Origin of the sequence: Methylorubrum rhodinum (assembly GCF_014199935.1) — a bacterium.
Taxonomy (GTDB): domain Bacteria; phylum Pseudomonadota; class Alphaproteobacteria; order Rhizobiales; family Beijerinckiaceae; genus Methylobacterium; species Methylobacterium rhodinum.
This window is the reverse complement of the sequence record NZ_JACHOP010000005.1, coordinates 186,222-209,223: the sequence shown is the minus strand read 5'-3', so window position 1 is coordinate 209,223 and position 23,002 is coordinate 186,222. Positions and strand designations below refer to the sequence as shown.

Below are 23,002 nucleotides of genomic sequence, written 5' to 3'. Positions count from 1 at the left end.
GCGCCGAGGCAGGACTCTCACGGCATGCGCATCCGCATCGTCCACGACACCGTCTACACCTACGAGCAGCCGGCTCGCGGTCTGATCCAGCTCATGCGGCTCACCCCGCGCGACCATGACGGGCAGCACGTGCGCGAGTGGCGGATCGAGCCCTCGGTCAACGGGCGGCTGACCGCGCGGGAGGACGGTTTCGGCAACCTCGTCCATTGGTTCTCGGCGGACGAGCCCACCGATGCGCTCACCGTGCGGGTGACCGGCGAGGTCGAGACCTTCGAGACCGACGGGATCGTGCGCGGCGCGGTCGAGCGCCTGCCCGACCTGTTCTATCTCCGCGACACGCCGCTCACCGAGGCGAGCCCCGAGATCCAGGCCTTCGCCAAGCGGGTCGCGGGCGCGGGCGAGAGCAGCCCGTTGGCGATCCTGCACCGCCTGCTCGCCGCCGTGCCCGAGACGGTCGCCTTCACCCCCGGCCCGGCCAGCGCCAGCACCAACGCGGCGCAGGCGTTCGCGGGCGGCAGCGGCGTCTGCCAGGACCTCGCCCATGTCTTCGTCACGGCCGCGCGCCATCTCGAGATCCCGGCCCGCTACGTCTCCGGCTATGTCCGCCGCGCCGACGGCGACGCGGACGCCGCCCACGAAGGTGCAGCGCACGCGGACGCTGCGCACGAGGATTCCGCCCATGCCTGGGCCGAGGCGCTGGTGCCCGATCTCGGATGGGTCGGGTTCGATCCGGCCTACGGCCTCTCGACCACCGAGGCGCATGTCCGGGTCGCCACCGGCCTCGACTATCTCGGCGCCGCCCCGATCCGCGGCAGCCGCACCGGCGGCGGCACCGAGACGCTCACCGTGACCCTGCGCGTCGGCGAGGGGATCGCCCAGGCCGCGCGCAGCCGGGTGCAGAGCCAGGGTCAGAGCCAGTCGCAGGGCGGCTGAAGGCAAGATCGCGCGGCGGCGCGAACCGGCCGCATTTCTCAATCGAAAATGGAATTTACCATTTCGAAACCGGTGCATCCCGGCTAGCCTCCCATCGTGGGTTGGGGGACGATTCGGATGGCACAGTCTTGGTTGAGCGCGCCGCCTCTGATCGAGGTGGCGGCCTCGCAGCAGCAGACGGCGGGCTTCGGTGCCCAGCTCTGGGGCATCACCGAGGATTACCAGCTCATCTCCACCATTCAGGGGCCGCCCCTGACGCCGTGGTCGCCGTGGTCGAAGCCGGACTGGGACGGTGCGCCGAATCAGATCTTCGGCGTGGCGGCCTGCCAGCAGGGCGACAGCTACGCGCAGATCTTCGTGCTCGACAACCAGATGCAGCTCTGGACCGCATGGCAGAGCCAGGGCGGCAACTGGTCGAATTTCGCCGGGCCGAACTGGAACGGCGCCCCGCCGCTGCAGCGCCTCTGTGCGAGTGCGCAGGGCGGCGGCCAGGGCGCCCAGCTTTTCGGCATCACCGACAAGGGCGACATCGTCAGCTGCAATCAGGCGACGCCCGGCTCCAACGATTGGAGCGGCTGGTATTCGATGGGCGGGCCAAGCCCCACTCTCTGGATCACGGCGAGCCTCCAGAACGATCCGCGCATCCAGCTCTACGCCCTCGACGAGAACCAGAGCCTCTGGACGAACTTCCAGACCGCGCCCGGCAACGGCTGGGCCGGCTTCGAGGGGCCGAACTGGAACGCGCCGCCCGGCCCCTTCCAGGTGATCGCCACCGTCGCCCAGGGCGGGACGCGCGGCGCGCAGGTCTGGGGCGTCGACGAGAACGGCGCGCTCTGGACCTGCTACGAGCAGACCTCGGGCGGCGAATGGAGCGGCTGGCTCGGCCCGAACTGGGCCGATGCCCCCACCTTCATGCGAATCACCGCCGCGCAGCTGGACAGCGGTCCGGTGCAGTTCTGGGGCATCGACACGAACATGAGCCTGTGGAGCATCATGCAGCAGAGCCCCGGCGGCGACTGGGGGCCCTGGGTCAACAGCTGAGCCGCTCTGCTCGAAAGATCGGCTTGCCGCCTGAGGCCGCGCCGTGTCATCCGGCACGCCCGGCTTCCCTGCAAGGCCCAGCGCCGCCATGACCTACTGCGTCGGAGTGCTCGTCGAGGACGGGCTCTTGATGATCGCCGACACCCGCACCAATGCGGGGCTCGACAACATCTCGACCTACCGCAAGCTCCACATGTTCAACGAGGCCGACGAGCGGGTGATGATGCTGGCATCCGCCGGCAACCTGTCGATGACGCAGTCGGTCGTCTCCATGCTGCACGAGGGCGTGGACGACGAGGAGACCGAGGGGCCGCCGCCGCGCCTGCGCGACGCGCCGACGATGTTCAAGGCGGCCCAGCTCGTCGGCCGGGCGATCCGCCGCGTGCGCGAGATCGAGAAGGCCGGCTTCGAGGCGGCGAACCTCCGCATGGAGGTGTCGTTCCTGTTCGGCGGCCAGATCGGCACCGAGCCGATGCGACTGTTCATGATCTACTCGGCGGGCAACTTCATCGAGTGCAGCCGCGACGCGCCGTTCCTGCAGATCGGCGAGCACAAGTACGGCAAGCCGATCCTCGACCGGGCGGTGACCTTCGAGACCGACCTCTACGACGCGCTGAAGGTCGGCCTCGTCTCGATGGACTCGACCATGCGCTCGAATCTCGGCGTGGGGCTGCCGATCGACATCGCGGTCCTGCGCCGCGACAGGCTCGACCTCGAAGTGAACTACCGGATCGAGGCCGGCGAGAGTTATTTTCATGACTTGCGCGAGCGCTGGTCGGCGGCGCTCCGTGCGGCGCACCGGGCGATCCCCCGGCCGCCCTACGGGCCGCCGCGGTAGCAGCGGCCCCCTCTTCCTATCACCCCCCCTCATCCTGAGGTGCCCGCGCAGCGGGCCTCGAAAGAGGACTCCAGTTCGCGCATCGATCCCTGGAGCCCTCCTTCGAGGGCGCCGCTTCGCGCCGCCACCTCAGGTGAGCGGTTTGGGCGGGATCGGTCGGCGTCCCCTACCCCACCAGCCGCTCGACGATGACCCGCACGGCCTCCCGGTCGGCCGGAGCGCGGTCGACCGAGCGGTGGATCGACAGGCCCTCGATCATCGCGTCGAGCGCCTTCGCGGTCTCCGGCGGGAAGTGGCGCCCGAGCGCCGTGCGGCTCTTGTCCATCCAGGCGCGCATGACCTCCTGCAGCGCCGGACGGCGGGCGGCGAAGGCGTAGAGTTCGTAGCTGAGCAGCATGGTGCGCGGGCTCGCCCAGCTCTCGTCCACCACGAGATCGACCACCGCCTCGCAGGCGTCTTCGTGGGTCGAGGCCGCGGCGAGCCGCTCGGTGAAGCGGGCCGCGACCGTGTCGGCGAGCAGCGTGAACGCCTCGGTCAGCAGCGGCTCAAGTCCCTCGAAATGGTAGGTCATCGAGCCGAGCGGCACGTCCGCCGCGGCCGCGATCCGGCGGTGGGTCGCGCCCGCGACGCCGTGCTCGGCCACCACGTCGAGGGCGGCGCGCAGGATGCGGGCGCGGCGGTCCGGGTCGTAGCGGCGCGGGGCGGAGGGCAAGCGAGCCTCGGGCGGTTGGCTTTTGCGGGCGATGCGTACATATGTACGCATCGCTTCCCGGACGGGAAGCCCCCGCACACGGACAGCCCGAGATGACGAACAAGACGCAGAAGCAGCGGATGCTGGCGGGCGAACTCTACGTCGCCGACGATCCGGAACTCCATGCCGACCTCGCGCGCATCGCGGACTGGATGGACCGCTACAACGCCAGCCGAACCCTGAGCCAGCCCGCGCGGCAGGCGCTCTTGGAAGAGGCCTTCGCCCGCGTCGGCGAGGGCTGCACCATCCGCCCGCCCTTCACCTGCGATTACGGCTACAACATCAGCCTCGGCCGCGGCGTGTTCCTGAACTTCAACTGCTGCATCCTCGATGTGGTCGCGGTCTCGATCGGCGATATGACGCAGATCGGCCCCGGCGTGCAGATCCTCACCGCCGACCACCCGCGCGATCCCGCCCAGCGGCGGCAGATGCTCGAATTCGGCCGCCCGATCACTATCGGGGCCAACGTCTGGATCGGCGGCGGCGCCCTGATCCTGCCCGGCGTCACCATCGGCGATGACGCCATCATCGGCGCCGGCAGCGTCGTCACCCGCGACGTCCCGCCGGGCGGTGTCGCCGTCGGCAACCCCGCGCGCCTGCGCTGAGTCCGAGGTTTCGAAAGGACAAGTCCTTTCGTGGGTCCAGGGCAAAGCCCTGGTTTGAAGGGAAACCGGGGCTCTGCCCCGGTGCCCCGCCAAAGGGATGATCCCTTTGGGAACCCGAAACTAGATCAGCTTCAGGCCTTTCAGGCTCGCGTGGCCGTCGCGGCCGAGGATGACGTGGTCGTGGACCACGATGCCGAGCGGATCTAGCACCGTGACGATCTCGCGGGTCATGCGGATGTCCGGGCCGGAGGGCGTCGGATCGCCCGAGGGATGGTTGTGCGCCAGGATGATCGCGGTGGAGGACAGTTCGAGCGCGCGCCGCGCCACCTCGCGCGGATAGACCGGGGTGTGGTCGACGGTGCCGCGGCCCTGCACCTCGTCGGCGATGAGGTGGTTGCGCCGGTCGAGGAACAGCACCCGGAATTCCTCGCGGGGCGAGAACGCCATGGTGGCACGCAGGTATTCGATCAGCGCGCTCCACGAGGCGAGCAGGGGTCGGGCCGCGATGGCGCCCTTGGCGAGGCGCCGGCCCGCCGCCTCCATCAGCTTAAGGTCGGCAATCACGCCCGCGCTGACGCCCTCGACCTCGGCGAGCCGCGCCGGCTCGGCGGCCAGCACCTCGGCAAACGAGCCGAACCGGCGGATCAGCGCCTTGGCGAGCGGCTTCACGTCCCGCCGGGGGATCGCCCGGAACAGGGCGAGTTCGAGCAACTCGTAATCCGGCAAAGCGTCGGGGCCGGCTTCCGCGAACCGGGCGCGCAGGCGCTCGCGGTGGCCGTGGTAATGCGGCGCCTCAGCGGAGATCGCCTCGGCGAGCCCCGGCAGGTCGGCGGCGGGATCGGGCGGCCGGCGGGCCATCGCGGTCGGCGCGTCGTAAGGCCGCCCTCAGTCCTGGGGTTTGGGCTGGTCGAGACCCTTGGGCGAGAGCGTGAAGATCTCGAAGCCGGTCTCGGTCACCGCCACCGTGTGCTCGAACTGGGCCGAGAGCGAGCGGTCGCGGGTCACGGCGGTCCAGCCGTCGGCCAGCACCTTCACGGTCGGGCGGCCGAGATTGATCATCGGCTCGACGGTGAAGAACTGCCCGGCCTTGAGCGGCACGTCGTAGCTCGCCTCGACGTAGTGCAGGATCGTCGGCGCGTCGTGATAGACCCGGCCCAGCCCGTGGCCGCAGAAATCGCGCACCACTGAGCAGCGCTCGGCCTCGGCATAGGTCTGGATCGCGCGGCCGATGTCGTTGGTGGAGCCGCCGGGCTTGACCGCCTGGATGCCGCGCATCAGCGCCTCATAGGTGATCTCGCACAGGCGCTGCGCCTTGCGCGGCACCTCGCCGATATAGGCCATGCGGCTCGAATCCCCGTGCCAGCCGTCGAGGATCAGGCAGATGTCGAGATTGACGATGTCGCCCTCGCGCAAGGGCTTGTCGTTGGGGATGCCGTGGCAGACCACGTGGTTGATCGAGGTGCAGATCGACTTGCGGTAGCCGCGGTAGAACAAGGAGGCCGGATAGGCGCCGTGGTCCATCCCGAACTCGTAGGCGAGCCGGTCGAGTTCGTCGGTGGTGACGCCGGGCTGGGCCGCCTCCATCAGCAGGTCGAGCGCCTCCGCGGTCAGCCGCCCGGCCCGGCGCATGCCCTCGAAGCCCTCGGGGCCGTGGATCGGCGGCTCGGGCGCGCGGCGCCCGGCCTCGGCGGTCTGGTCTCGGCTCACTGGGCGGGGCTCTATGGACTTTTTGGGTGAGGGACGATGCTGCTGCTCGTTCTACGCTTCGTCCACGGCGCCGCCAACCCGGATGAACGGGGGGGCCGAGGCTCCGATTTCAGAGCATTGCGAGCCGGGGACCCTCCCGTCATCCTCCCCCTTGATTCCGGGGCGCGCCGGAGGCGAGAGCCCGGAATCCACCGGTGATGCGCGTTGTTAGGCCGAAGCCGAATCGTCGCGGCCCGTCGTGGATTCCGGGTTCGCCGCTCCGGAATGACGGCGGAGAAATCGATGGCCACGGTCGGAGTTTCGAACGACGACCGGCAGCGTTGCAGCCTCATTGCGCCCGTGCCAGACCAACGCATGGATCGGGAGGCCCGCCGACGGCGTTGAGGGGTCGCCGGGCGCAAGCGGAGGACGGCATGGCGACGCGCGGTTTCACGGGGCGCCCCCCGGCGGCGGAGATTCGCGAGCGGCTGCCCCCGGGCCAGTACCTCACCGACGACTTCCCCGTTCTGCAGATGGGGCCGACGCCGCGGGTCTCGACCGAGGGCTGGCGGTTCACCCTGCGCCACGGCTCGAAGCCGCTCGCGAGTTGGACCTGGGAGGAGTTTCAGGCGCTGCCCCGCACCCGCTGGGGCGGCGACATCCACTGCGTCACCAAGTGGTCGAAGTTCGACACCGCCTGGGAGGGCGTCACCCTGGACGACCTGCTCGCCGCCGCCGGCCTCGAGGCGCCGACCGGCTTCGTCCTGGCGGAGGGCCACGACGACTACACCACCAACATCCCGGTGCCCGATCTTCTGGGCGGCAAGGCGATGGTCGCGACGCTCTACGACGGACGGCCGATCGAACCCGACCACGGCGGGCCGGCGCGGCTCCTCGTGCCGCATCTCTACTTCTGGAAGAGCGCCAAGTGGGTGAAGGGTCTGCGCTTCACCGAGCGCGACGAGGCCGGCTTCTGGGAGCTGCGCGGATACCACATGTACGGCGATCCCTGGCGCGAGCAGCGCTTCACCGGCGATTGAGAGCCCCGTGGCCGAGGCCGACCCCATCCGCTGGCGCGAGGCGAAGATCCGGGCGATCACGCCCGCGACGACGCGGGTGAAGAGCTTCCGCTTCGACGCCTTCGCGCGGCCGCACCGCGCCGGCCAGCATGTCGACGTGCGGCTGACCGCGCCCGACGGCTATCAGGCGCAGCGCAGCTACTCCATCGCCTCCGCCCCCGGCGATCCGCTCGGGCTCGAATTGATGATCGAGCGGCTCACCGACGGCGAGGTCTCGGGCTTCTTCGACACGGTCGCCGAGGTCGGCGATACGATCGAGATGCGCGGGCCCGTCGGCGCCTTCGCCTGGGAGGCGGGCGACGGCGGCCCGGTGCTGCTCGTCGGCGGCGGCTCGGGCGTGGTGCCGCTGCTCGCCATGGTACGCGAGCGGGCGCTCACCGCTCCCGACGTGCCGATGCTGCTGCTCTACTCGGTGCGCAATGCCGCCGAGGCCATCGCGCGCGGCGAACTCTCCGCGCGCTCGCGCGACGAGACCGGCTTCGATCTGACGCTGCTCCTCACCCGCGAGGGCCCGACCGCGGGCCGGCGGATCGACCGGGTGATGATCGACACCGCCATCGAGTGCCTGGGCATGCCCCGCCACAGCTTCGTCTGCGGCTCCAACGCCTTCGTCGGCGCGGTCGCCGACCTCCTGGTCGATGCGGGCGTGCGGCCGGTCACCATCCGCACCGAGCGGTTCGGCGGCTGAGAGGCGCCCGAGCCGACGACGCGCGGGCCCGCGGCGGATGATCGTGGCGGGTCTCAAAGCTCCTTCCAACGAAGCGGAAACGGGTCTTCGCGAGACCTTGCGGCGCGACCCAGCCGCAGCCCCCTCGATCCGGACCACGGCACCCGGATCCACCCGTTGGAGGAAGCACTAGCTGCGCTCAGTCATCGCCTCGACTTGTCGTCGAGGTGGCCTGAGACAGCAGAGCCCCGTGGCCTGTGTCATGGGAGGAGTCGCTGGAAACCTGTTCGACCGGGGGCAGCACACAAATTCAATTCTGACGCCGGTCGATACGATCAATCCCCCGCGGCCCGCAGTTTCCGCAGCACGACAGTCGATTGTTCTCCGTCCATCTCAGTCGAGCGCTCGACTCGGCGCAACCGCGACGCACAGGGTCCACCGGCAGATGCGGACGGGGCTAATCGAGGCGGGCGGCATGGCCGACGCAGAGAGAGTCCGGTACGGGGCGCAATGGCGCTACCACTCGAAGAACGAGTCGAACCCCGGCAGCAGGCACATCAGCGTCGCCGCCGCCCCGACCACGCCCGCGACCATCACCGCCATCGCCACGCGCGCCGCTCCCATCCGATCCTGCCGGAGAGAGAAGTCGCGAGGGGCCGAGGAAGTTCGGACGCGCCGATCACCATTTGATGAAGCGGTCGGCGCTCGGGCGCGCGGCCACCGTGAGGGCGATGGCACCGAGCGCCCCGGCGACCATGATGGCAAAGGCAAGTGTCACGTCGGCTCCCCTCCGCACGGCATCCCGAGGCTGTTCGAAGGTCAACGGGGCCGGAAGATGGTCTGTGCCGTGCGGCAGATTGGCATGGCCGGGTGCAGGGGCCGGGTGCAGGGGCCGCAGCCGGGTGTCAGGGCGCTTTCCGCTTGGCCAGGGGCCGTGGCTTGCGCCGCTTCGGCCTTGCCGCGCCGCCGCTCGCGGCCTTCGTCATCTCGGCTAGCATCGTCCGCTGCTGGCGGCGCAGGGCGTTGGCGCCGTGGCCCATCCACCAGCCGGCGACGCGGTGAGCCGAGGAAAGCCAAAGGCTGAGCGCGGGATTCTTCATGAGGCGACCTCCGCCGCATCAACGGGCGTCGTCCCGAATCCGTTCAGTCGAAACATCGTCGGCCGAGGGCAGGGTTCGGCACAATCCGCCGCCTCGGCGGTTGCCCCGGTGAAGCACCGGCCGTCGCCGGTGCGCGACAACCCCGGAGACCCTTCATGAAGCGGCTTCTGCTCACCTCCGCCCTCGTCCTCTCGGCGGTCTCCCTGTCCGCCTCCGCCCAGGCGCAGGGCACGATCCGCGGCGCCGAGCGCGGCGCGGAGGACGGCAACCGCGCGGCCGGTCCGATCGGCGGCGTGGTCGGCGGCGCCGTCGGCGCGGCGACCGGCACCGTGGGCGGCGTGCTCGGCGTCGATCCCGACGCCCGTCGCGAGGAGCGGCGCGAGGAACGGATGGAGCGCCGCACCGGGCGCGAGCGCGACGCCCGCTGAGGCTGCCGTCACGCCGACCCGGGAGCGGCCCCGCCGCTCCCGGCCACCTTCACACGAACGGCCGCACGAGCACGCGCCGGCCGGTGAGGTCGTGGACGCTCACGTGCCACGCGCTCCAGTCCTCGCGCCCGTCGAGCCTGCGCATCACGTCCCGGGCGACTTCGCCCGCACGCCGAACCAGACGCTCCGGCGACCGATCGGGCAGGCGGATTTCCTTGCCCTCGGCGTCGAACACGCATTCGTAACCGTTGGTCGCATGGAAGCGGTAGCGGGCCATCGTGCGCCTGTCCTCCTCGCTGGGTTGCCTGGGACGGATGTTCTTGCTTCGTTCCAGCATGTGGACAGGTTGTGGAGAAAGGCAAGGCGGCGCGTGTGCCTTCGAAGCCTCGCACGAGATCTTGCACGAGAAAAAATTCGCGAAAGCGGCACGGCGTCGCCGGCGGGTGCGGGACGCGCGTCCCGCCGCTCCACGGCCGCGTCGACGCGGCCGCGACCCGGTCAACGCTTGGCCGCGACGACGAAGATGTTCGAGGGCGCGATCCGCCTGAGCAGCGCCGTGCGGTGATAGCTGATGTTGAACGCCAGGAACCGGCTCACGGCCGCGTCGAGGGCGACGTATCCCCGCCGCGCGTAGAGATGCCCCGGCAGCACCCGCTGCGCGATCTTGGCCAATGCGTTCGTCATGCACGGCACCTCGTGCTGGATCTCGAAGCCGATGCGGTCGAGGCGTCCGCGCAGCCACGGCAGCGGCAGGCCGCGCTCGTTCCGCGTGAGGCCGTAGCGTGCGCGCGTCCAGTCGCCCATCGAGGTGATGGGTTCGCGCAGGACGATGAGTCCGCCGGGTTCGAGGATGCGATGAGCCTCCGCCAGGACATGCGACACGTTGGGGATGTGGTGGAGCACGCCGAGGCTCACGAACAGGTCGGCGCTGGCCTCGGGCAAGGCGATGTCGCCGGAGGGCTGCGGCTTGATGAACCGCGCCGGCCGCCCGCCGATCGTGTCGGTCCACCATGTTTCGGCGGGCTCGATCCCGACGAAGCGCTCCACCTGGCGGGCCAGCGGCGCGACATCGTCGCCCGCGGCGCAGCCCAGCGCGACGCAGGTGCCGAACCGCCGCCCCTGCAACCGGTCGAAGCCGTGGAAGGCGTTCAGCGCATCGTACTCGTAGCTGTAGGAGCCCGATGTTTCGAGCTTGTAGAATTCGGTCGCGAGCTTGTAGAAGCCTTGTTCTTCCTGCGCGTACCAACGCTCGATCTCCCTCGGCGCCAAATCATCGCCGTAGAGCATTGAACCGCTCAGATATTGATCGACGCCCATGCGTATCCCCACCCCGATGATACCGCTCGACTTGATGCGCGCGACGCACGGGTCTGGACTGACTGCCGTCGATCGGATGGCCGATTATTCTGTAATGCGCCGTGTCGCTACAATAATCGTTTGATGCGAGACGCCTTGGGGGACAAGCCGCGCAAAATACCGATTTGGATATCCGACTGCTTCGTCGATCCGTGACAGGCGTTCGGCGAGCGGCCTTTCATGCCATCACGGATCGCACCGGTCTTGTCTTTATTTTACGAGTATTTGTTTATCGCCAGATGGCGAGTACTGCCATCAACACATCGCTTGTGATATTCTGATATATGCAAATGAATACAAATAATATGCCAATGCACCGCCAAGACAACCCGACACATCACATGTCAACGAAGGGCTTCGTCGCGACGGCGCTGGCGCTCGGGAGGCTGACGGACCCGCGCGTCGCCGACCGGGCGCCGGCCGAGGGGACGGCCCGGCCGGTCGCGCGGACGCGGGGCGCAGGAGATCCATGGCGGCAACGGCCCGGCTCACGGCTCGAACGACCGGAATGGGCGACGACCCTCACCGGCCTCGTCAACGCGATCCCGCTCGAATGGAACAACGTATTGGCCGTGCGGCGCGCCCGATACATGACCGGGGACAAGTATCGCCTCGATCGGCGACAATCCCCGCGTCGGCCCGACCACGCCAGCAGCCCGACCGGATTCGTCCGGGCCGGTGATCGTGGTGTCTCTCAGCGGCCTGCACCACGGCGAGGGACTGGTGCGTCATCACACCTGACCACGGAGCCGGAAGCGATGATGTCTTGCCAATATAAATTACAAACGTAATTTATAAGCGTGACGTGGCCGCCGGTGAGGCCACCGAGAGCCATCCAAGGGAGAAGACCGTGAGCCAGACCTCCACCAAGACCGCCATCGTGACCGGAGCGTCGTCCGGGATCGGCCTGGAGACCGCCAAGGCCCTGCGGGCCGCCGGCTACCGCGTCTACGGGACGAGCCGGAAGCCGGTCGCATCGAGTGAAATCACCATGCTCGCCTGCGACGTCACCGACGACGCCTCCGTCGCCACCATGATCGAGACCGTCTTCGGCGAGACGGGCCGCATCGACCTACTGGTCAACAATGCGGGCTTCGGCATCAGCGGCGCCGCCGAGGAATCCTCGATCGGGCAGGCGAAAGCCATGTTCGAGGTCAACCTGTTCGGCCTCATCCGCACGACCCGCGCGGTCCTGCCGATCATGCGCGCCCAGAAGTCCGGCCGCATCGTCAACATCAGCTCGGTCATGGGGCTGGTGCCGGCACCGTTCATGGCGCTCTACGGCGCGAGCAAGCACGCGGTCGAGGGCTACTCGGAATCGCTCGACCACGAGGTGCGCGGCCAGGGCATCCGGATCGTGCTCATCGAGCCCGCCTATACCCGCACCAGCTTCGACCAGAACCTCGTGCGGCCCGACGCACCCCTCGACGTCTATGCAGCGGAGCGCACCGGGATGGATCGGCTCATCGGCGAGGTCATGAAGACCGCAGACAGACCCGAGGTCGTCGCGAAGGTCGTCGTGACGGCTGCCACCGCGGCGAAACCCAAGCGCCGCTACACCGCGGGACCGAAAGCGCGGCAAGTGAGCTTGCTCCGCCGGTTCGTCCCTGCCGACGCCTTCGACAAGAGCTTCCGCAAGGAGTTCCGCCTTCCTCGGGTCTCATGACGCCGGAAGACGGCCGGAGACTTGGCCGCCGCAGCGGGGCGGCCCCGGTCGCCCTATCCGTTCGTCGGCCCAGGGGTCGTGGGTCGTCCGCCCCGAGCGCACCGTGCCGGATACCGTATCCGGCCCGACGCCCTGGTTGCCTGTTCGGGAATGGATTTTCCTCCAGTCGGCAGCACCGTTCGGGACGATGCGCGCGCGACTGCGTCGCCTCATCGGCCCCCGAAGGTCGGTTGCGGCTCCGGTGAAGCCGTGGAATCATTTCCGCGGGCCGCAGCGAAACCGTGATCGCCGATCGGTGGCGGCCCTCATGGCAGCCCGTGCGGTTGCCCTCTTGGCGCCCCCCCGAACGTCCGGAGCCCGGAACCATTGCACGCCGGCCCCCTCGCCACCCTGCTCGTTTTCGCGATCCTCCTCGGCCCCGCGCGGGCGGCCCCGGTCGATTACGCGAAGCGGGCGGCGGCCCTGATCGAGCCCTACCGCGAATCCGGGCTGATGAGCGGGACGATCCTCGTCGCCAAGGACGGCAAACCGGTGTTCCGGCAGGCCTACGGGCTGGCCAACCGCGAGTGGAACGCCAGGAACACCCTCGACACGCATTTCCGCATCGGCTCGCTGACGAAGCAGTTCACCGCCGCCGCGATCCTCCAGCTCGTGGAGGCGGGCAAGCTGTCGTTGGACGATCCCGTCGGCCGCTTCTACCCGGAGGCGCCGAAGGCTTGGGGAGACGTGCGGGTGCGTCACCTCCTCAACCATACGTCCGGCATCATCAACTACACGGCCCTGCCCGATTACCTGCCGGCGATCTCGCGGATCGAGCGGCCGGCGAAGGCGCTGGTCGAACTCGTCACGGGCGAGGCGCTGCTGTTCGAGCCCGGCGCGCGGGTGGAATACAGCAACACCAACTACCTGCTGCTCGGGCTCGCCATCGAGTTCGCCTCGGGCGAGGCCTACGCCCGCTACCTCTCCGAGCACATTTTTTCGCCGCTCGGCCTGAAGGACACCGGCTACGACGACGCCACCGCGATCCTGCCGCGGCGTGCCTCGGGCTACCGCTTCGGCCAGGGCCAGTGGCGCAACGCGGCGCCGATGGCCTCCTCGGTCGCCTACGCGGCGGGCGGGCTCTACTCCACCGTCGACGACCTGCTCGCCTGGGACGATGCCCTGTTCTCGGGGCGTGTGGTCTCCGAGGCCTCGCGTCAGAACATGTTCGACGACGGCGGGCGCGGCTACGGCTTCGGCTGGTATGTCGGCACGGCGCACGGGCGCACGCTGTGGTCGCACGGGGGCGCGGTCTCGGGCTTCCTCGCCATGACCGACTACTACCCGCAGGAGCGGCTGGCGGTGATCGTGCTGGCCAACAACGAGAACGCCCCGGCCCAGAAGATGTCGCGCGAGTTGGCGGCGCTCTGGTTCGGCGCGCTGCATCTCCCCGAGCCCATCGTGCTGGAGGACTTCATCCTCGACCGCTACGCCGGCACCTACCGGCTCGGCCCCCGCTTCTTCCTCGACATCCGCCGCGACGGCGGGCGGCTGATGGTTCAGGGCAAGGGGCAGGGAACTTGGCAGCCGGCCAACGCCTTCGTGCCGGAGAGCGACCGCACCTTCTTCTCCCGCGTGATCGACGCGCGCATCACGATCGACACCGAGCCCGACGGGCGCCCGAACGGCCTCGTGCTGCACCAGAACGGGCGCGACCGGATCGCCCCGCGGATCGATCCGGCGGAGGCCGCCCGCATCCTGGCCGAGCCGCGTCGGCCGCCGGTGGAGGTGTCGCTCGATCCCGTCCGCTTGAGCCCGCATGTCGGCCGCTACAGCCTCGCGCCCGGCCTCGTCCTGACGGTCGGGCTGGAGAACGGCCGGCTCTGGGCGCAGGCGACGGGCGAGCCGCGCCACATCCTCTACGCCGAGGACGAGCGCGCGTTCTTCATGAAGAGCCTCGACGCAAGGATCACCTTCGAGGGCGACGGCGCGGGCCGCACCACCGGCCTCGTCCTCCACCGCGGCGGGCTCGACACGCCCTGCCCCCGCATCCCCGAGAGCCGCCCTCCCCCCGGCCGCGATGGCGCCGTGCGGGGGAAATCGGACTCCGGCAGCGCCGCCCGGTCCTCCGGGGTCGTCAAGCGCGGTGATCGGGACTAAATGAAGGGCAAGCCGGCGCACGGGCAAGTCTGGAACGGCTCCGCTTTCGTTTCGGAAACGTCAAGTCCTGCCGTGTCTTGCCGCGCTGCAACAGCGGTTTGGCCTAAAGTCCACCTTGATCCGCGGAGCCGATCGGCTTTCTCTCCCGCGGAACGCCGAGAACGGCCAACCAACAACGCCACGGAGGAATCGCGATGAACAAGCCGGAGTTCCTAGCCGACGCCAAGACGAAGTCGCCCTTCTCGGCGCGCTACGACAACTTCATCGGCGGCCAGTGGGTCGCCCCCGCCAGCGGCCGCTACTTCGAGAACACCTCGCCGATCACCGGCAAGGTGATCTGCGAGGTCGCCCGCTCGGACGCGCAGGACATCGAGAAGGCGCTCGACGCGGCGCACGCCGCCAAGGACGCCTGGGGCCGCACCTCGCCGGCCGAGCGCGCCCGCATCCTCAACAGGATCGCCGACCGGATGGAGGACAACCTCGATCTGATCGCGCTGGCCGAGACCTGGGACAACGGCAAGCCGATCCGCGAGACGACGCATGCCGACATTCCGCTCGCCATCGACCACTGGCGCTATTTCGCCAGCTGCGTCCGCGCCCAGGAAGGCGCGATCTCCGAGATCGATCACGACACGGTGGCCTACCACTTCCACGAGCCGCTCGGCGTCGTCGGCCAGATCATCCCGTGGAATTTTCCAATTTTGATGGCGGTGTGGAAGCTGGCGCCCGCGCTCGCTGCCGGCAACTGCGTCGTCCTGAAGCCGGCCGAGCAGACCCCGGCCTCGATCCTCGTCGTGATGGAGCTGATCGCCGACCTGCTGCCGCCGGGCGTCATCAACGTCGTCAACGGCTTCGGCCTGGAGGCCGGCAAGCCGCTCGCCTCGAACCCGCGCATCGCCAAGATCGCCTTCACCGGTGAGACGACCACCGGCCGCCTCATCATGCAGTACGCCTCGCAGAACCTGATCCCGGTCACGCTGGAGCTGGGCGGCAAGTCGCCGAACATCTTCTTCGGGGACGTGGCCAACGAGGACGACGACTTCTTCGACAAGGCGCTCGAAGGCTTCACGATGTTCGCCCTCAACCAGGGCGAGGTCTGCACCTGCCCGAGCCGCGCGCTCGTGCACGAGTCGATCTACGACCGCTTCATCGAGCGCGCCGTCAAGCGCGTCGAGGCGATCACGCAGGGCTCGCCCCTCGACCCCGCGACCATGATCGGCGCGCAGGCCTCCTCGGAGCAGCTCGAGAAGATCCTCAGCTACGTCGACATCGGCAAGCAGGAGGGCGCGGAGTGCCTCACCGGCGGCGCCCGCGGCACCCGCGACGGCGAACTCGCCGACGGCTTCTACATGCAGCCGACGGTGTTCAAGGGCCACAACAAGATGCGGATCTTCCAGGAGGAGATCTTCGGGCCCGTCCTCTCGGTGACCACCTTCAAGGACGACGAGGAGGCCCTCTCCATCGCCAACGACACGCTCTACGGCCTCGGCGCCGGTGTGTGGACCCGCGACGGCACCCGCGCCTACCGCTTCGGCCGCGCCATCCAGGCCGGCCGCGTCTGGACGAACTGCTACCACGCCTACCCGGCGCATGCGGCCTTCGGCGGCTACAAGCAATCCGGCATCGGCCGTGAGACCCACAAGATGATGCTCGACCACTACCAGCAGACCAAGAACATGTTGGTCAGCTACTCGGCGAAGAAGCTCGGCTTCTTCTAAGAGCGTCACAAGTCCCGAGACCACCTCCAGCCCCGGCCACAAGGCCGGGGTTTTTTTGTTTTTGTCAGTCGATGGCGCTGCGAAGTTGAGGATCAGCTCGAAATCCACCCTGCTTACTTACCCTTTGTCTAGAGGAGGTCGTGAGTGCCTTCTGCGCCTGCATCCATTGCTCGCATTTCGTGAAGCTCCACGGCGCATCGCCAAACGGTTCGCAAGGTCGCTACAGCTCGGCCGAATCAATTGGCATCCGCAAGACGACGGTTGAGGGCAGGCCTGGACAGGCCCACGTCTCCGCATCCTACGTCGAGCGCCAGAACCTCACGATGCAGATGGACATCGCCGGTTCACTCGGCTCTCGAATGCATTCTCGAAGATGGTCAAGAACCACGCCGGCGTCGTGGTATTGTGCTTCTTAAATTACAACGTCATTCGGCTTCACGAGAGATTACGATTTAGCCCATCAATGGAGGCGGCATTGATGGCAGATTTTAAAAGTTGGCGACATCGATGCGCTGGCAATGGTGCCGGGTGAGAGGCCAGGAAAGCACAGTTCTAACAAGATTTGACAGTTAAATCGATTACTGAGAGCGCGGCGGGAAAGTACGCCGACTTAATAAATACGCATCGTCGTTCATAAAAGGGAAAAATAGTTGATCTAAGAACGGGACTGCCTGTTTGTTGTTATGGCATTCGTGCCTCATATGCCATAGTGTATAATATAAATATCTGCATAGCCTTGCTGCATAGAACGTACCGTATTTTCTTATTATTTCTGTTACGCCAGTTTGATAAGACGCGGAGAACACATCTGTCAAAGGCGTTCCGTCTTCTGCGGTGTGATTTACTATGCTCATGTGGTTGGTCATTTCGTGAATGATGCTAGCATTCCTACGGATTTTGTATTCTCTTTTTGGCGTTAGATGAATTTGAAGTATAGGTATGCCGACGCTTTCAAACCAATCCTTGATTGGGTCAACGCTAGAGGTAGCCTTTTTACTGCTAACTAAAAGATCAAGATTGTAATATCGCGATCCTTGTGCAAATCTGCTCATAAAATCTACTATGTGCATCTCGATGCTGCCGGCATCGACGCTGCTTTCGCCGGTTGGCGCGCCATATTTTATCTGAATATTTTTAGATTTATCAAACAATACTTTTATGTTGTGACCCAAATCTCTTAAGTGCTTATCCGTAGGGTATTGATTGTTTTCAATAAGATAGCTCATTATATAAATGAGCTTAAGCATCCGCTCCAAACCAACACTGAAGCTGAAGAAGGCGTGCCCATAGAGGCCAGGCGTCGCGTAGTTCGCTTTGCGTATGGCCGCCAAACCGGCACTGATCGAATTGCCGGCGATGCCCGCTTCTCTTAGGAGAGCAAGTTGATCAGCGTTCCACATGCCACAGCCTGACCTTTCTTGCTCGCTATGTCAAAAAATCTGAGCTGACCCACTAACCGCCGCGAACAAACCTTACCTTCAGCGGGGGATGGACAGGCCGGCTCAATCCCCGCGCGCCCGGATCACCGCGGCGCGGCCCCCCTCCACCAGCACCTCGGCCGGCATCGGATGGCTGAGGAAGCCCGTCGGGCTGGCGGTGAGCCCGTAGGCGCCCGATTGCAGCACGGCGACGAGATCGCCCTCGGACAGTTCTGGCAGAGGGGCAGCGCGAGCCAGCACGTCGAGCGGCGTGCAGAGCGGGCCGGACACGGTGCAGGGCGTGGCTCCGTCCAGGTCCGAAACCGCGACCACGGGAAAGTCGCGCTTGACGATCTGGCCGAGATTGCCGCTCGCCGCGAGATGGTGGTGCATGCCGCCGTCGGTGATGACGAAGCGGCTCCCGCGCGAATGCTTCACCGCCAGCACGCGGGCGACGTAGACGCCCGCCGGCCCGGCGAGGTAGCGGCCGGGCTCCAGCACCACGCGGGCGCCCGCCAGCATCGGATTCCTTCGGAGTGTCTCGATCAGCGGCAGCAGGCCGTCGCGCAGGGCGCCGAGATCGAGCGTCGCGTCGCCGGAAAAGTACGGGATGCCGAGACCGCCGCCGAGATCGATCGTCTCCAGCGGCCGCCCGGTTTTTTTCGCGATCTGCGCCGCCAGCTCCAAGCCGTAGGCCCATTGGCCGAGCAGCGTATCGGCCTTGAGCCCCTGCGTGCCCGCGAACAGGTGGAGCCCGACGAGGTGCAGGCGCGGTTGCCTCTCCACCGCGGCGACCGCCTCGGACAGCTCTTCCTCATCGAAGCCGAACGGCGAGGGTTTGCCCCCCATCCGCATCGCCCCGCCCTGCGCCGTCGCGCCGGGATTGATCCGCAAGGCCACCCGCACGGTCGTGCCGTGCCGCTCGGCCGCGGCGGCCACGCGGAAAAGCTCCTCGCGGTTCTCCAAGTGAATCTCGCCGATGCCGCCGCCAACCACCCGGTCGAGATCGGCCGCCGACTTGCCCGGCCCCGCGAACAGGATCCTTTGGGGAGGGACGCCGGCCCTCACGGCCGCGTCGAACTCGGCGCCCGAGGCGATCTCGGCCCCGGCCCCTTCTTCGTGAAAGACGTGGATCACCGCCGGGTTGGGGTTGGCCTTGACCGAGTAATCGACCTCGGCGAAGCCCGCGACCGCTGCACGGAGTGCCCGGTAGGCCCGGCGCAGCCCGTCGGCGTCGTAGACGAAGAGCGGTGTGCCGTAGCTTCGGGCGAGGTCGGTCAGCGGCAGGCCGCCGACGTGCAGCACGCCGGTCGCATCACGCGAAAAATTTTCGGCGATCAGGGTGGTGGCGAGATCGGGGGCGGCTTGGCTCATGATACGCCCCCTCCCACCCTTGGATTCTCCCGTCCAAGTCTCTCCCATCGAGCAGGATACGGCGCCTCTCCTCCCCCTTGCGGGGAGGAGGTAGGAGGTGGGGGTGGTGCCGGATCGAGCGCGGCGGTGCCTTCTGCACGACCCCCACCCCTACCCCTCCCCGCAAGGGGGAGGGGAACGCGCGTAGGACGTTGCGCGAGGGCGGGTGCCTCACCCATCGGCCCGGATCTCCGCCGCCGCGCGCTCGGCGGTGAGGCGCTTGTAATCGACCTTGCCGTTGGGCGTGGTCGGCAGCGCAGGGACCGCCTCGATCGTGCGCGGCACGAGATGCGGTGCGAGCGCCTTGCGCAGGCGCTGCATCACCTCCGCGGTGGCGGGTGCCTCCTCGGTGGGCACGGTGACGGCATGGATGCGCTGGCCGAGGCTCGGGTCGGGCAAGCCGATCACGGCCGCCGCGCGGAAGGCGCCGGTCTCCATCAGGGCCGCCTCGACTTCCGTGGGGCTGACGCGAAACCCCTGCGTCTTGATCATCGCGTCCTCACGGCCGATGAAGCGGAAGAAGCCGTCGCCATCCTCCACCGCGAGGTCGCCGGAGCGGCAGACGAGGGCGGGCGCCGCGCCGTCTGGCGGGAAAGGATCGGGCACCAGCACGCGGGCGGTGTCCTCGGGCCGCTTCCAGTAGCCCATCGAGACGGTCGGGCCGCGGTGATGCAGGATGCCGGGCTCGCCCGGCCGGGCGCGCCGCCCGTCGGGCGTCACCAAAAAAATCTCGGTCTCGGGGATGCCGCGGCCGATCGAGTCGGGCCGCTTATCGATCTCGTCCGGCGGCAGGTAGGTCGAGCGGAAGGCTTCCGTCAGGCCGTACATCAGCACCACCGCCGTGTGCGGCAGGCGCTGGCGCAGGCGCGTGATGGTCGGCAGCGCGAGGCTGCCGCCGGAATTCGTGACATAGCGCAGCGCCGAGAGGTCGGCCTTGGCGAGATGGGGTGCTGCCCGCGTCAGCAGCGTCCACAGGGTCGGCACGCCGGCCAGACCGGTGATGCGGTGGGTTTCCAGCGCGCGCACCACGTCGTCGCCGAGCCGCGGCGTCAGCAGCACGATCCGGGCGCCCTGCTCGACCGCGGTGAGAAGCTGGTTGAGCCCGTAATCGAACGAGAACGGCAGCACCGAGAGGATGTGGTCGGTCGGCCCGATCCCGAGATAGGTCCGCACGATGCGGGTTCCCGCGATCAGATTGTCGTGGGAGAGCATCACCCCCTTGGGCAGCCCGGTCGAGCCCGAGGTGTAGAGGATCGCGGCCAAACCCGCGGGCGCGGGCTCGCCGGGGGCGAGCGCCGCCTCGCCGGGCTCGGACGCCTCCTCGGTGAGGATGCGAACGCCCGAAAGGTCGTCGAGCGCGCCTTCCAGCCCGTCGGCATGGCCCCGGTCGGTCAGGAGCGCGCGGGCGCCGCTGTCGGCGACGATGTGGCGGACCTGGCGCGGGCGAAGGCTCGGATGGATCGGCACGAACACGCCGCCGGCCCCCGCGACGGCGAAGATCGCCACGCATTCGCGGATCGATTTCGGCAGCAGGATCGCGACCCGGTCGCCGGCCGCGAGGCCGAGCCCCTTGAGGCGCGCGCTCAAGGCGGCGACGCGGGCCCGGAAGGCGCCGTAGGTGAGGCTCTCGGCGCCGTCCACGACGGCGACCGCCTCGTCGGCGCCCGCGCGCGCGAGCAGGTGGTGCAGCAGCCTCGGGGCCATCGTTTCGGTCAGGCGGGGCGCCGGTCGTCGATGAAGTGGGCCAGCGTGTCGACGCTCTCGAAATTCGAAAGGTCGAAGCTGTCCTCGTCGATCTCGACGCCGAAGCGGTCGCCGAGATGCATCATCAGGTCGAGGATGCCGATGGAGTCGAGGGCGTCGCTGGTCACCAGCGAGGTCGCGCCCGTGACCGAGCCGGGGGGGAGGCCCGGGTTGCGGGCCGCGATGAAGGCGAAGATCGCCTCCCGCACGTCGGCCATCGACTGAACCACGGCTGTCGCCTTCCCTCGAACCTCGCGGCGGATGAGGCTCGCGGCTTACGCCCAAACGGGGTCTCAAGTCCATCGCGCGCGCTGCGCCTTGACGCGGCCTCGCAAACCCGTGCCGTCTCCCTCATGACTTCGATCGGCCGGACCAGCGACATGAAGACCGCCCCGAGGCCGCGCCGCATCCTCGTGCTCGGCGGCACCGGCACGATCGGCCGCGCCACCGTGCGGGCGCTGGTGGCCCGCGACCACGACGTGGTCTGCCTCGTGCGGCCCGGCGCGTCCGATCCGGGGCTGCCCGCGGGCGCAGGAGTGCGGTTCGCCGACGTGACCGATCGGGTCTCGCTCGCCCGCGACGGCTTTCGCGGCGAGGGGTTCGACGCCCTGGTCTCCTGCCTCGCCTCGCGCACCGGCGCGCCCCGCGACGCTTGGGCGATCGACCACGACGCGCATGTGAACGCGCTCGAAGCGAGCCGGGTGGCGGGCGTCGGACACGTCGTCCTGCTCTCGGCGATCTGCGTCCAGAAGCCGTTGCTCGCCTTCCAGCATGCCAAGCTCGCCTTCGAGGCGGCCCTGGTGGCGTCGGGGATCGACTACACCATCGTCCGGCCGACGGCCTTCTTCAAATCGCTGTCGGGGCAGGTCGAGCGGGTGAGGCGCGGCAAGCCGTTCCTCGTGTTCGGCGACGGTCGGCTGACGGCCTGCAAGCCGATCTCGGACGGCGATCTCGCGGCCTACCTCGCCGACTGCCTCGAAGACCCTGAGCGGCGCAACCGCGTGCTGCCGATCGGTGGGCCGGGCGAAGCGATCACGCCGAGGGCGCAAGGCGCGGCCCTGTTCGCCCTGCTGGGCCGCGAGCCGCGCTTCCGGCACGTCCCGGTGGGGTTGTTGGACGGGATCATCGCCGTCCTGTCCCTGCTCGGACGCGGGGTGCCGGCGCTCGCTGCCAAGGCCGAGCTCGCACGCATCGGGCGCTACTATGCCACCGAGTCGATGCTCGTCCTCGATCCCACGACGGGCCGCTACGATGCGGACGCCACGCCCTCGACCGGCTCGCAGACCCTGTTCGACTATTACGCGCTGTTGATCCGGGGCGAGGCCGTGGCCGAGCGGGGTGATCACGCGGTGTTTTGAGGCTGATGAGCTGATCTATCCTGCGCTGTGCTTGTCTGTAAGGACTTAGCTATTTATTTTTTAGCTTAAAATGACTCCCCGTGCCATTCATGATTCATCCAACCGAAGGCAACCAATCACTGGAGCTCTCAAGCCGATCTCTCGATTGCATTCAAGGCCACATGCTTCCGAATTACTCAAATTATGTCGCCAAATTATGGACTACAGAACCCCCTATATACTGGATAATTGATGCCGTCATAGCCCGTCTGATTTGTATTTTATAGATCAATCCTTCTTGGATGAGGCTCGTCCCAACCCTTACGTCATCCTGAGGTGTGAAGCCGAAGGCGGAGCCTCGAAGGAGATCTCCAGAACACGTAGCGAGTACTGGAGGTCTCCTTCGAGGCTGCTTCGCAGCACCTCAGGATGAGGGGATTTGTTTGGAAAATCCCGTCAAACAGGCTCTCAGGGCACGGCCGGAGGCCGCTGGGCTGCCCCGGCTTTCGCGATGAGAACCGGGCACGCGCCGAGGCTCAGGCCTCCTTGAACCCGTATTCCGGCACGCCCTCGTCGTTGCCGTAATACTTGTACGGCAGGAACTTGCCCGAGAGGTTCATCTTCACCCGGTCGCCCTTGTTGTTGGGCTCGCGCTCCATGGTCATGTTGAAGTCGATCGCCGACATGATGCCGTCGCCGAATTCCTCCTGGATCAGCTCCTTCCACGTCGTGCCGTAGACCATCACAAGTTCGTAGAAGCGGTAGATCAGCGGGTCGGTCGGCGGCATCGCGGGAATCGAGCCGCGATAGGGCGCCTCGTTCAGCATCCGCTCCTCGGCCTTCGTCAGGCCGAACAGCTCGGCGGCCTTGGCGGCCTGGGCCTTGGGAAGCTTCATCTGGCCCATGCAAGCGGCGGTGATCAGGATCGGCGAAATGCCACCGATCTCGTCCTGGATGTGCTTCCAGGTCCAGGCCTTCTCGCGCTTGATGTCGAGCAGCTTCTCGGTCAGGTCTTCGCGCTTCATCGAACGATCTCCTTGGATTCGGGCATGGGGGTTCCCTTCCCGCTTCCGGTGCGGAAGCG

Annotated in this window: 22 protein-coding genes; 11 read left to right on the top strand and 11 right to left on the bottom strand. The window is 67.7% G+C overall.

Annotation, left to right across the window (positions count from 1 at the left end):
• The first annotated feature begins 24 nt into the window (after positions 1-24).
• The 3 genes from HNR00_RS08640 (at position 25) to HNR00_RS08630 (ending at position 2,812) form a co-directional block, all read left to right on the top strand.
• Positions 25-933: a transglutaminase family protein gene (locus HNR00_RS08640; protein WP_183567936.1), complete on the top strand. Its 909-nt coding sequence runs from the start codon at positions 25-27 to the stop codon at positions 931-933.
• A 132-nt stretch (positions 934-1,065) separates the two neighbouring features.
• Positions 1,066-1,974 carry a DUF8189 domain-containing protein gene (locus tag HNR00_RS08635; protein ID WP_183567933.1) on the top strand — a complete coding sequence of 303 codons (909 nt, stop codon included), beginning with the start codon at positions 1,066-1,068 and terminating at the stop codon, positions 1,972-1,974.
• Between the two features lie 88 nt (positions 1,975-2,062).
• A complete protein-coding gene (locus HNR00_RS08630) occupies positions 2,063-2,812 on the top strand; it encodes a proteasome-type protease (protein WP_183567929.1) in 750 nt (249 codons plus the stop codon).
• A 166-nt stretch (positions 2,813-2,978) separates the two neighbouring features.
• On the opposite strand, the gene HNR00_RS08625 is transcribed toward HNR00_RS08630, so the two are convergent.
• Positions 2,979-3,524 (bottom strand): TetR/AcrR family transcriptional regulator, encoded by a 546-nt coding sequence (locus HNR00_RS08625; protein WP_183567924.1) that lies wholly within the window; start codon positions 3,522-3,524, stop codon positions 2,979-2,981.
• A 92-nt stretch (positions 3,525-3,616) separates the two neighbouring features.
• Between HNR00_RS08625 and HNR00_RS08620 the strand changes: the two genes are divergently transcribed.
• Positions 3,617-4,168 (top strand): sugar O-acetyltransferase, encoded by a 552-nt coding sequence (locus HNR00_RS08620; protein ID WP_183567921.1) that lies wholly within the window; start codon positions 3,617-3,619, stop codon positions 4,166-4,168.
• A gap of 120 nt (positions 4,169-4,288) precedes the next feature.
• Here HNR00_RS08620 and radC read toward each other — a convergent pair whose 3' ends face one another.
• On the bottom strand, positions 4,289-5,026 hold the full coding sequence (radC, locus tag HNR00_RS08615; RefSeq protein ID WP_183567918.1) for a RadC family protein: 738 nt from the start codon (positions 5,024-5,026) through the stop codon (positions 4,289-4,291).
• Between the two features lie 27 nt (positions 5,027-5,053).
• The gene (map, locus tag HNR00_RS08610; protein ID WP_183567914.1) at positions 5,054-5,875 is read right to left on the bottom strand and encodes a type I methionyl aminopeptidase; all 822 of its coding nucleotides are present in this window, start codon (positions 5,873-5,875) and stop codon (positions 5,054-5,056) included.
• 413 nt (positions 5,876-6,288) lie between these two features.
• Here map and HNR00_RS08605 point away from each other — a divergent pair, with 413 nt between their 5' ends.
• Positions 6,289-6,894, top strand: coding sequence for a sulfite oxidase-like oxidoreductase (locus HNR00_RS08605; RefSeq protein WP_183567911.1), 606 nt, complete (start codon positions 6,289-6,291; stop codon positions 6,892-6,894).
• Positions 6,895-6,901: 7 nt separating this feature from the next.
• On the top strand, positions 6,902-7,621 hold the full coding sequence (locus HNR00_RS08600) for an FAD-binding oxidoreductase (protein WP_183567908.1): 720 nt from the start codon (positions 6,902-6,904) through the stop codon (positions 7,619-7,621).
• 884 nt (positions 7,622-8,505) lie between these two features.
• On the opposite strand, the gene HNR00_RS08595 is transcribed toward HNR00_RS08600, so the two are convergent.
• Positions 8,506-8,700, bottom strand: coding sequence for a hypothetical protein (locus tag HNR00_RS08595; protein WP_183567905.1), 195 nt, complete (start codon positions 8,698-8,700; stop codon positions 8,506-8,508).
• Positions 8,701-8,855: 155 nt separating this feature from the next.
• Here HNR00_RS08595 and HNR00_RS08590 point away from each other — a divergent pair, with 155 nt between their 5' ends.
• The gene (locus tag HNR00_RS08590) at positions 8,856-9,128 is read left to right on the top strand and encodes a hypothetical protein (protein ID WP_183567902.1); all 273 of its coding nucleotides are present in this window, start codon (positions 8,856-8,858) and stop codon (positions 9,126-9,128) included.
• Positions 9,129-9,177: 49 nt separating this feature from the next.
• On the opposite strand, the gene HNR00_RS08585 is transcribed toward HNR00_RS08590, so the two are convergent.
• Positions 9,178-9,405, bottom strand: coding sequence for a DUF6894 family protein (locus tag HNR00_RS08585; RefSeq protein ID WP_183567899.1), 228 nt, complete (start codon positions 9,403-9,405; stop codon positions 9,178-9,180).
• A 221-nt stretch (positions 9,406-9,626) separates the two neighbouring features.
• Entirely contained in the window at positions 9,627-10,415 is a 789-nt protein-coding gene (locus HNR00_RS08580; RefSeq protein WP_183567895.1) for a class I SAM-dependent methyltransferase, read from the bottom strand.
• 919 nt (positions 10,416-11,334) lie between these two features.
• Between HNR00_RS08580 and HNR00_RS08575 the strand changes: the two genes are divergently transcribed.
• The 3 genes from HNR00_RS08575 to adh all read left to right on the top strand — a co-directional run bounded on the left by HNR00_RS08575 (position 11,335) and on the right by adh (position 16,007).
• Entirely contained in the window at positions 11,335-12,150 is an 816-nt protein-coding gene (locus tag HNR00_RS08575; RefSeq protein ID WP_183567892.1) for an oxidoreductase, read from the top strand.
• Positions 12,151-12,516: 366 nt separating this feature from the next.
• Positions 12,517-14,289: a serine hydrolase gene (locus tag HNR00_RS08570; RefSeq protein WP_246390438.1), complete on the top strand. Its 1,773-nt coding sequence runs from the start codon at positions 12,517-12,519 to the stop codon at positions 14,287-14,289.
• Positions 14,290-14,483: 194 nt separating this feature from the next.
• Positions 14,484-16,007: an aldehyde dehydrogenase gene (adh, locus tag HNR00_RS08565; protein WP_183567889.1), complete on the top strand. Its 1,524-nt coding sequence runs from the start codon at positions 14,484-14,486 to the stop codon at positions 16,005-16,007.
• 578 nt (positions 16,008-16,585) lie between these two features.
• On the opposite strand, the gene HNR00_RS08560 is transcribed toward adh, so the two are convergent.
• The 4 genes from HNR00_RS08560 to HNR00_RS08545 form a co-directional block, all read right to left on the bottom strand.
• Positions 16,586-17,407 carry a hypothetical protein gene (locus HNR00_RS08560; protein WP_183567886.1) on the bottom strand — a complete coding sequence of 274 codons (822 nt, stop codon included), beginning with the start codon at positions 17,405-17,407 and terminating at the stop codon, positions 16,586-16,588.
• A 102-nt stretch (positions 17,408-17,509) separates the two neighbouring features.
• Positions 17,510-18,799, bottom strand: coding sequence for a type III PLP-dependent enzyme (locus tag HNR00_RS08555; protein WP_183567883.1), 1,290 nt, complete (start codon positions 18,797-18,799; stop codon positions 17,510-17,512).
• Positions 18,800-19,009: 210 nt separating this feature from the next.
• A complete protein-coding gene (locus HNR00_RS08550; RefSeq protein ID WP_183567880.1) occupies positions 19,010-20,542 on the bottom strand; it encodes an AMP-binding protein in 1,533 nt (510 codons plus the stop codon).
• An 8-nt stretch (positions 20,543-20,550) separates the two neighbouring features.
• Complete coding sequence (locus HNR00_RS08545; RefSeq protein ID WP_183568241.1) at positions 20,551-20,799, bottom strand: acyl carrier protein; 249 nt, start codon at positions 20,797-20,799, stop codon at positions 20,551-20,553.
• A gap of 195 nt (positions 20,800-20,994) precedes the next feature.
• Here HNR00_RS08545 and HNR00_RS08540 point away from each other — a divergent pair, with 195 nt between their 5' ends.
• The gene (locus HNR00_RS08540; RefSeq protein WP_312886024.1) at positions 20,995-21,939 is read left to right on the top strand and encodes an NAD(P)H-binding protein; all 945 of its coding nucleotides are present in this window, start codon (positions 20,995-20,997) and stop codon (positions 21,937-21,939) included.
• A gap of 515 nt (positions 21,940-22,454) precedes the next feature.
• Here the strand turns inward: HNR00_RS08540 and cynS are convergent.
• Positions 22,455-22,943: a cyanase gene (gene cynS, locus HNR00_RS08535; protein ID WP_183567873.1), complete on the bottom strand. Its 489-nt coding sequence runs from the start codon at positions 22,941-22,943 to the stop codon at positions 22,455-22,457.
• Between the last annotated feature and the right edge of the window lie 59 nt (positions 22,944-23,002).

What these genes read in the sequence shown, in the direction of transcription:
- HNR00_RS08585 (WP_183567899.1), bottom strand. Translation starts at nt 9,405, where the DNA reads ATGGCCCGCTACCGCTTCCATGCGACCAACGGTTACGAATGCGTGTTC.
- HNR00_RS08560 (WP_183567886.1), bottom strand. Translation starts at nt 17,407, where the DNA reads ATGTGGAACGCTGATCAACTTGCTCTCCTAAGAGAAGCGGGCATCGCC.
- HNR00_RS08630 (WP_183567929.1), top strand. Translation starts at nt 2,063, where the DNA reads ATGACCTACTGCGTCGGAGTGCTCGTCGAGGACGGGCTCTTGATGATC.
- HNR00_RS08545 (WP_183568241.1), bottom strand. Translation starts at nt 20,799, where the DNA reads ATGGCCGACGTGCGGGAGGCGATCTTCGCCTTCATCGCGGCCCGCAAC.
- HNR00_RS08580 (WP_183567895.1), bottom strand. Translation starts at nt 10,415, where the DNA reads ATGCTCTACGGCGATGATTTGGCGCCGAGGGAGATCGAGCGTTGGTAC.
- adh (WP_183567889.1), top strand. Translation starts at nt 14,484, where the DNA reads ATGAACAAGCCGGAGTTCCTAGCCGACGCCAAGACGAAGTCGCCCTTC.
- HNR00_RS08605 (WP_183567911.1), top strand. Translation starts at nt 6,289, where the DNA reads ATGGCGACGCGCGGTTTCACGGGGCGCCCCCCGGCGGCGGAGATTCGC.
- HNR00_RS08595 (WP_183567905.1), bottom strand. Translation starts at nt 8,700, where the DNA reads ATGAAGAATCCCGCGCTCAGCCTTTGGCTTTCCTCGGCTCACCGCGTC.
- HNR00_RS08550 (WP_183567880.1), bottom strand. Translation starts at nt 20,542, where the DNA reads ATGGCCCCGAGGCTGCTGCACCACCTGCTCGCGCGCGCGGGCGCCGAC.
- cynS (WP_183567873.1), bottom strand. Translation starts at nt 22,943, where the DNA reads ATGAAGCGCGAAGACCTGACCGAGAAGCTGCTCGACATCAAGCGCGAG.
- HNR00_RS08555 (WP_183567883.1), bottom strand. Translation starts at nt 18,799, where the DNA reads ATGAGCCAAGCCGCCCCCGATCTCGCCACCACCCTGATCGCCGAAAAT.
- HNR00_RS08640 (WP_183567936.1), top strand. Translation starts at nt 25, where the DNA reads ATGCGCATCCGCATCGTCCACGACACCGTCTACACCTACGAGCAGCCG.
- HNR00_RS08590 (WP_183567902.1), top strand. Translation starts at nt 8,856, where the DNA reads ATGAAGCGGCTTCTGCTCACCTCCGCCCTCGTCCTCTCGGCGGTCTCC.
- HNR00_RS08620 (WP_183567921.1), top strand. Translation starts at nt 3,617, where the DNA reads ATGACGAACAAGACGCAGAAGCAGCGGATGCTGGCGGGCGAACTCTAC.
- radC (WP_183567918.1), bottom strand. Translation starts at nt 5,026, where the DNA reads ATGGCCCGCCGGCCGCCCGATCCCGCCGCCGACCTGCCGGGGCTCGCC.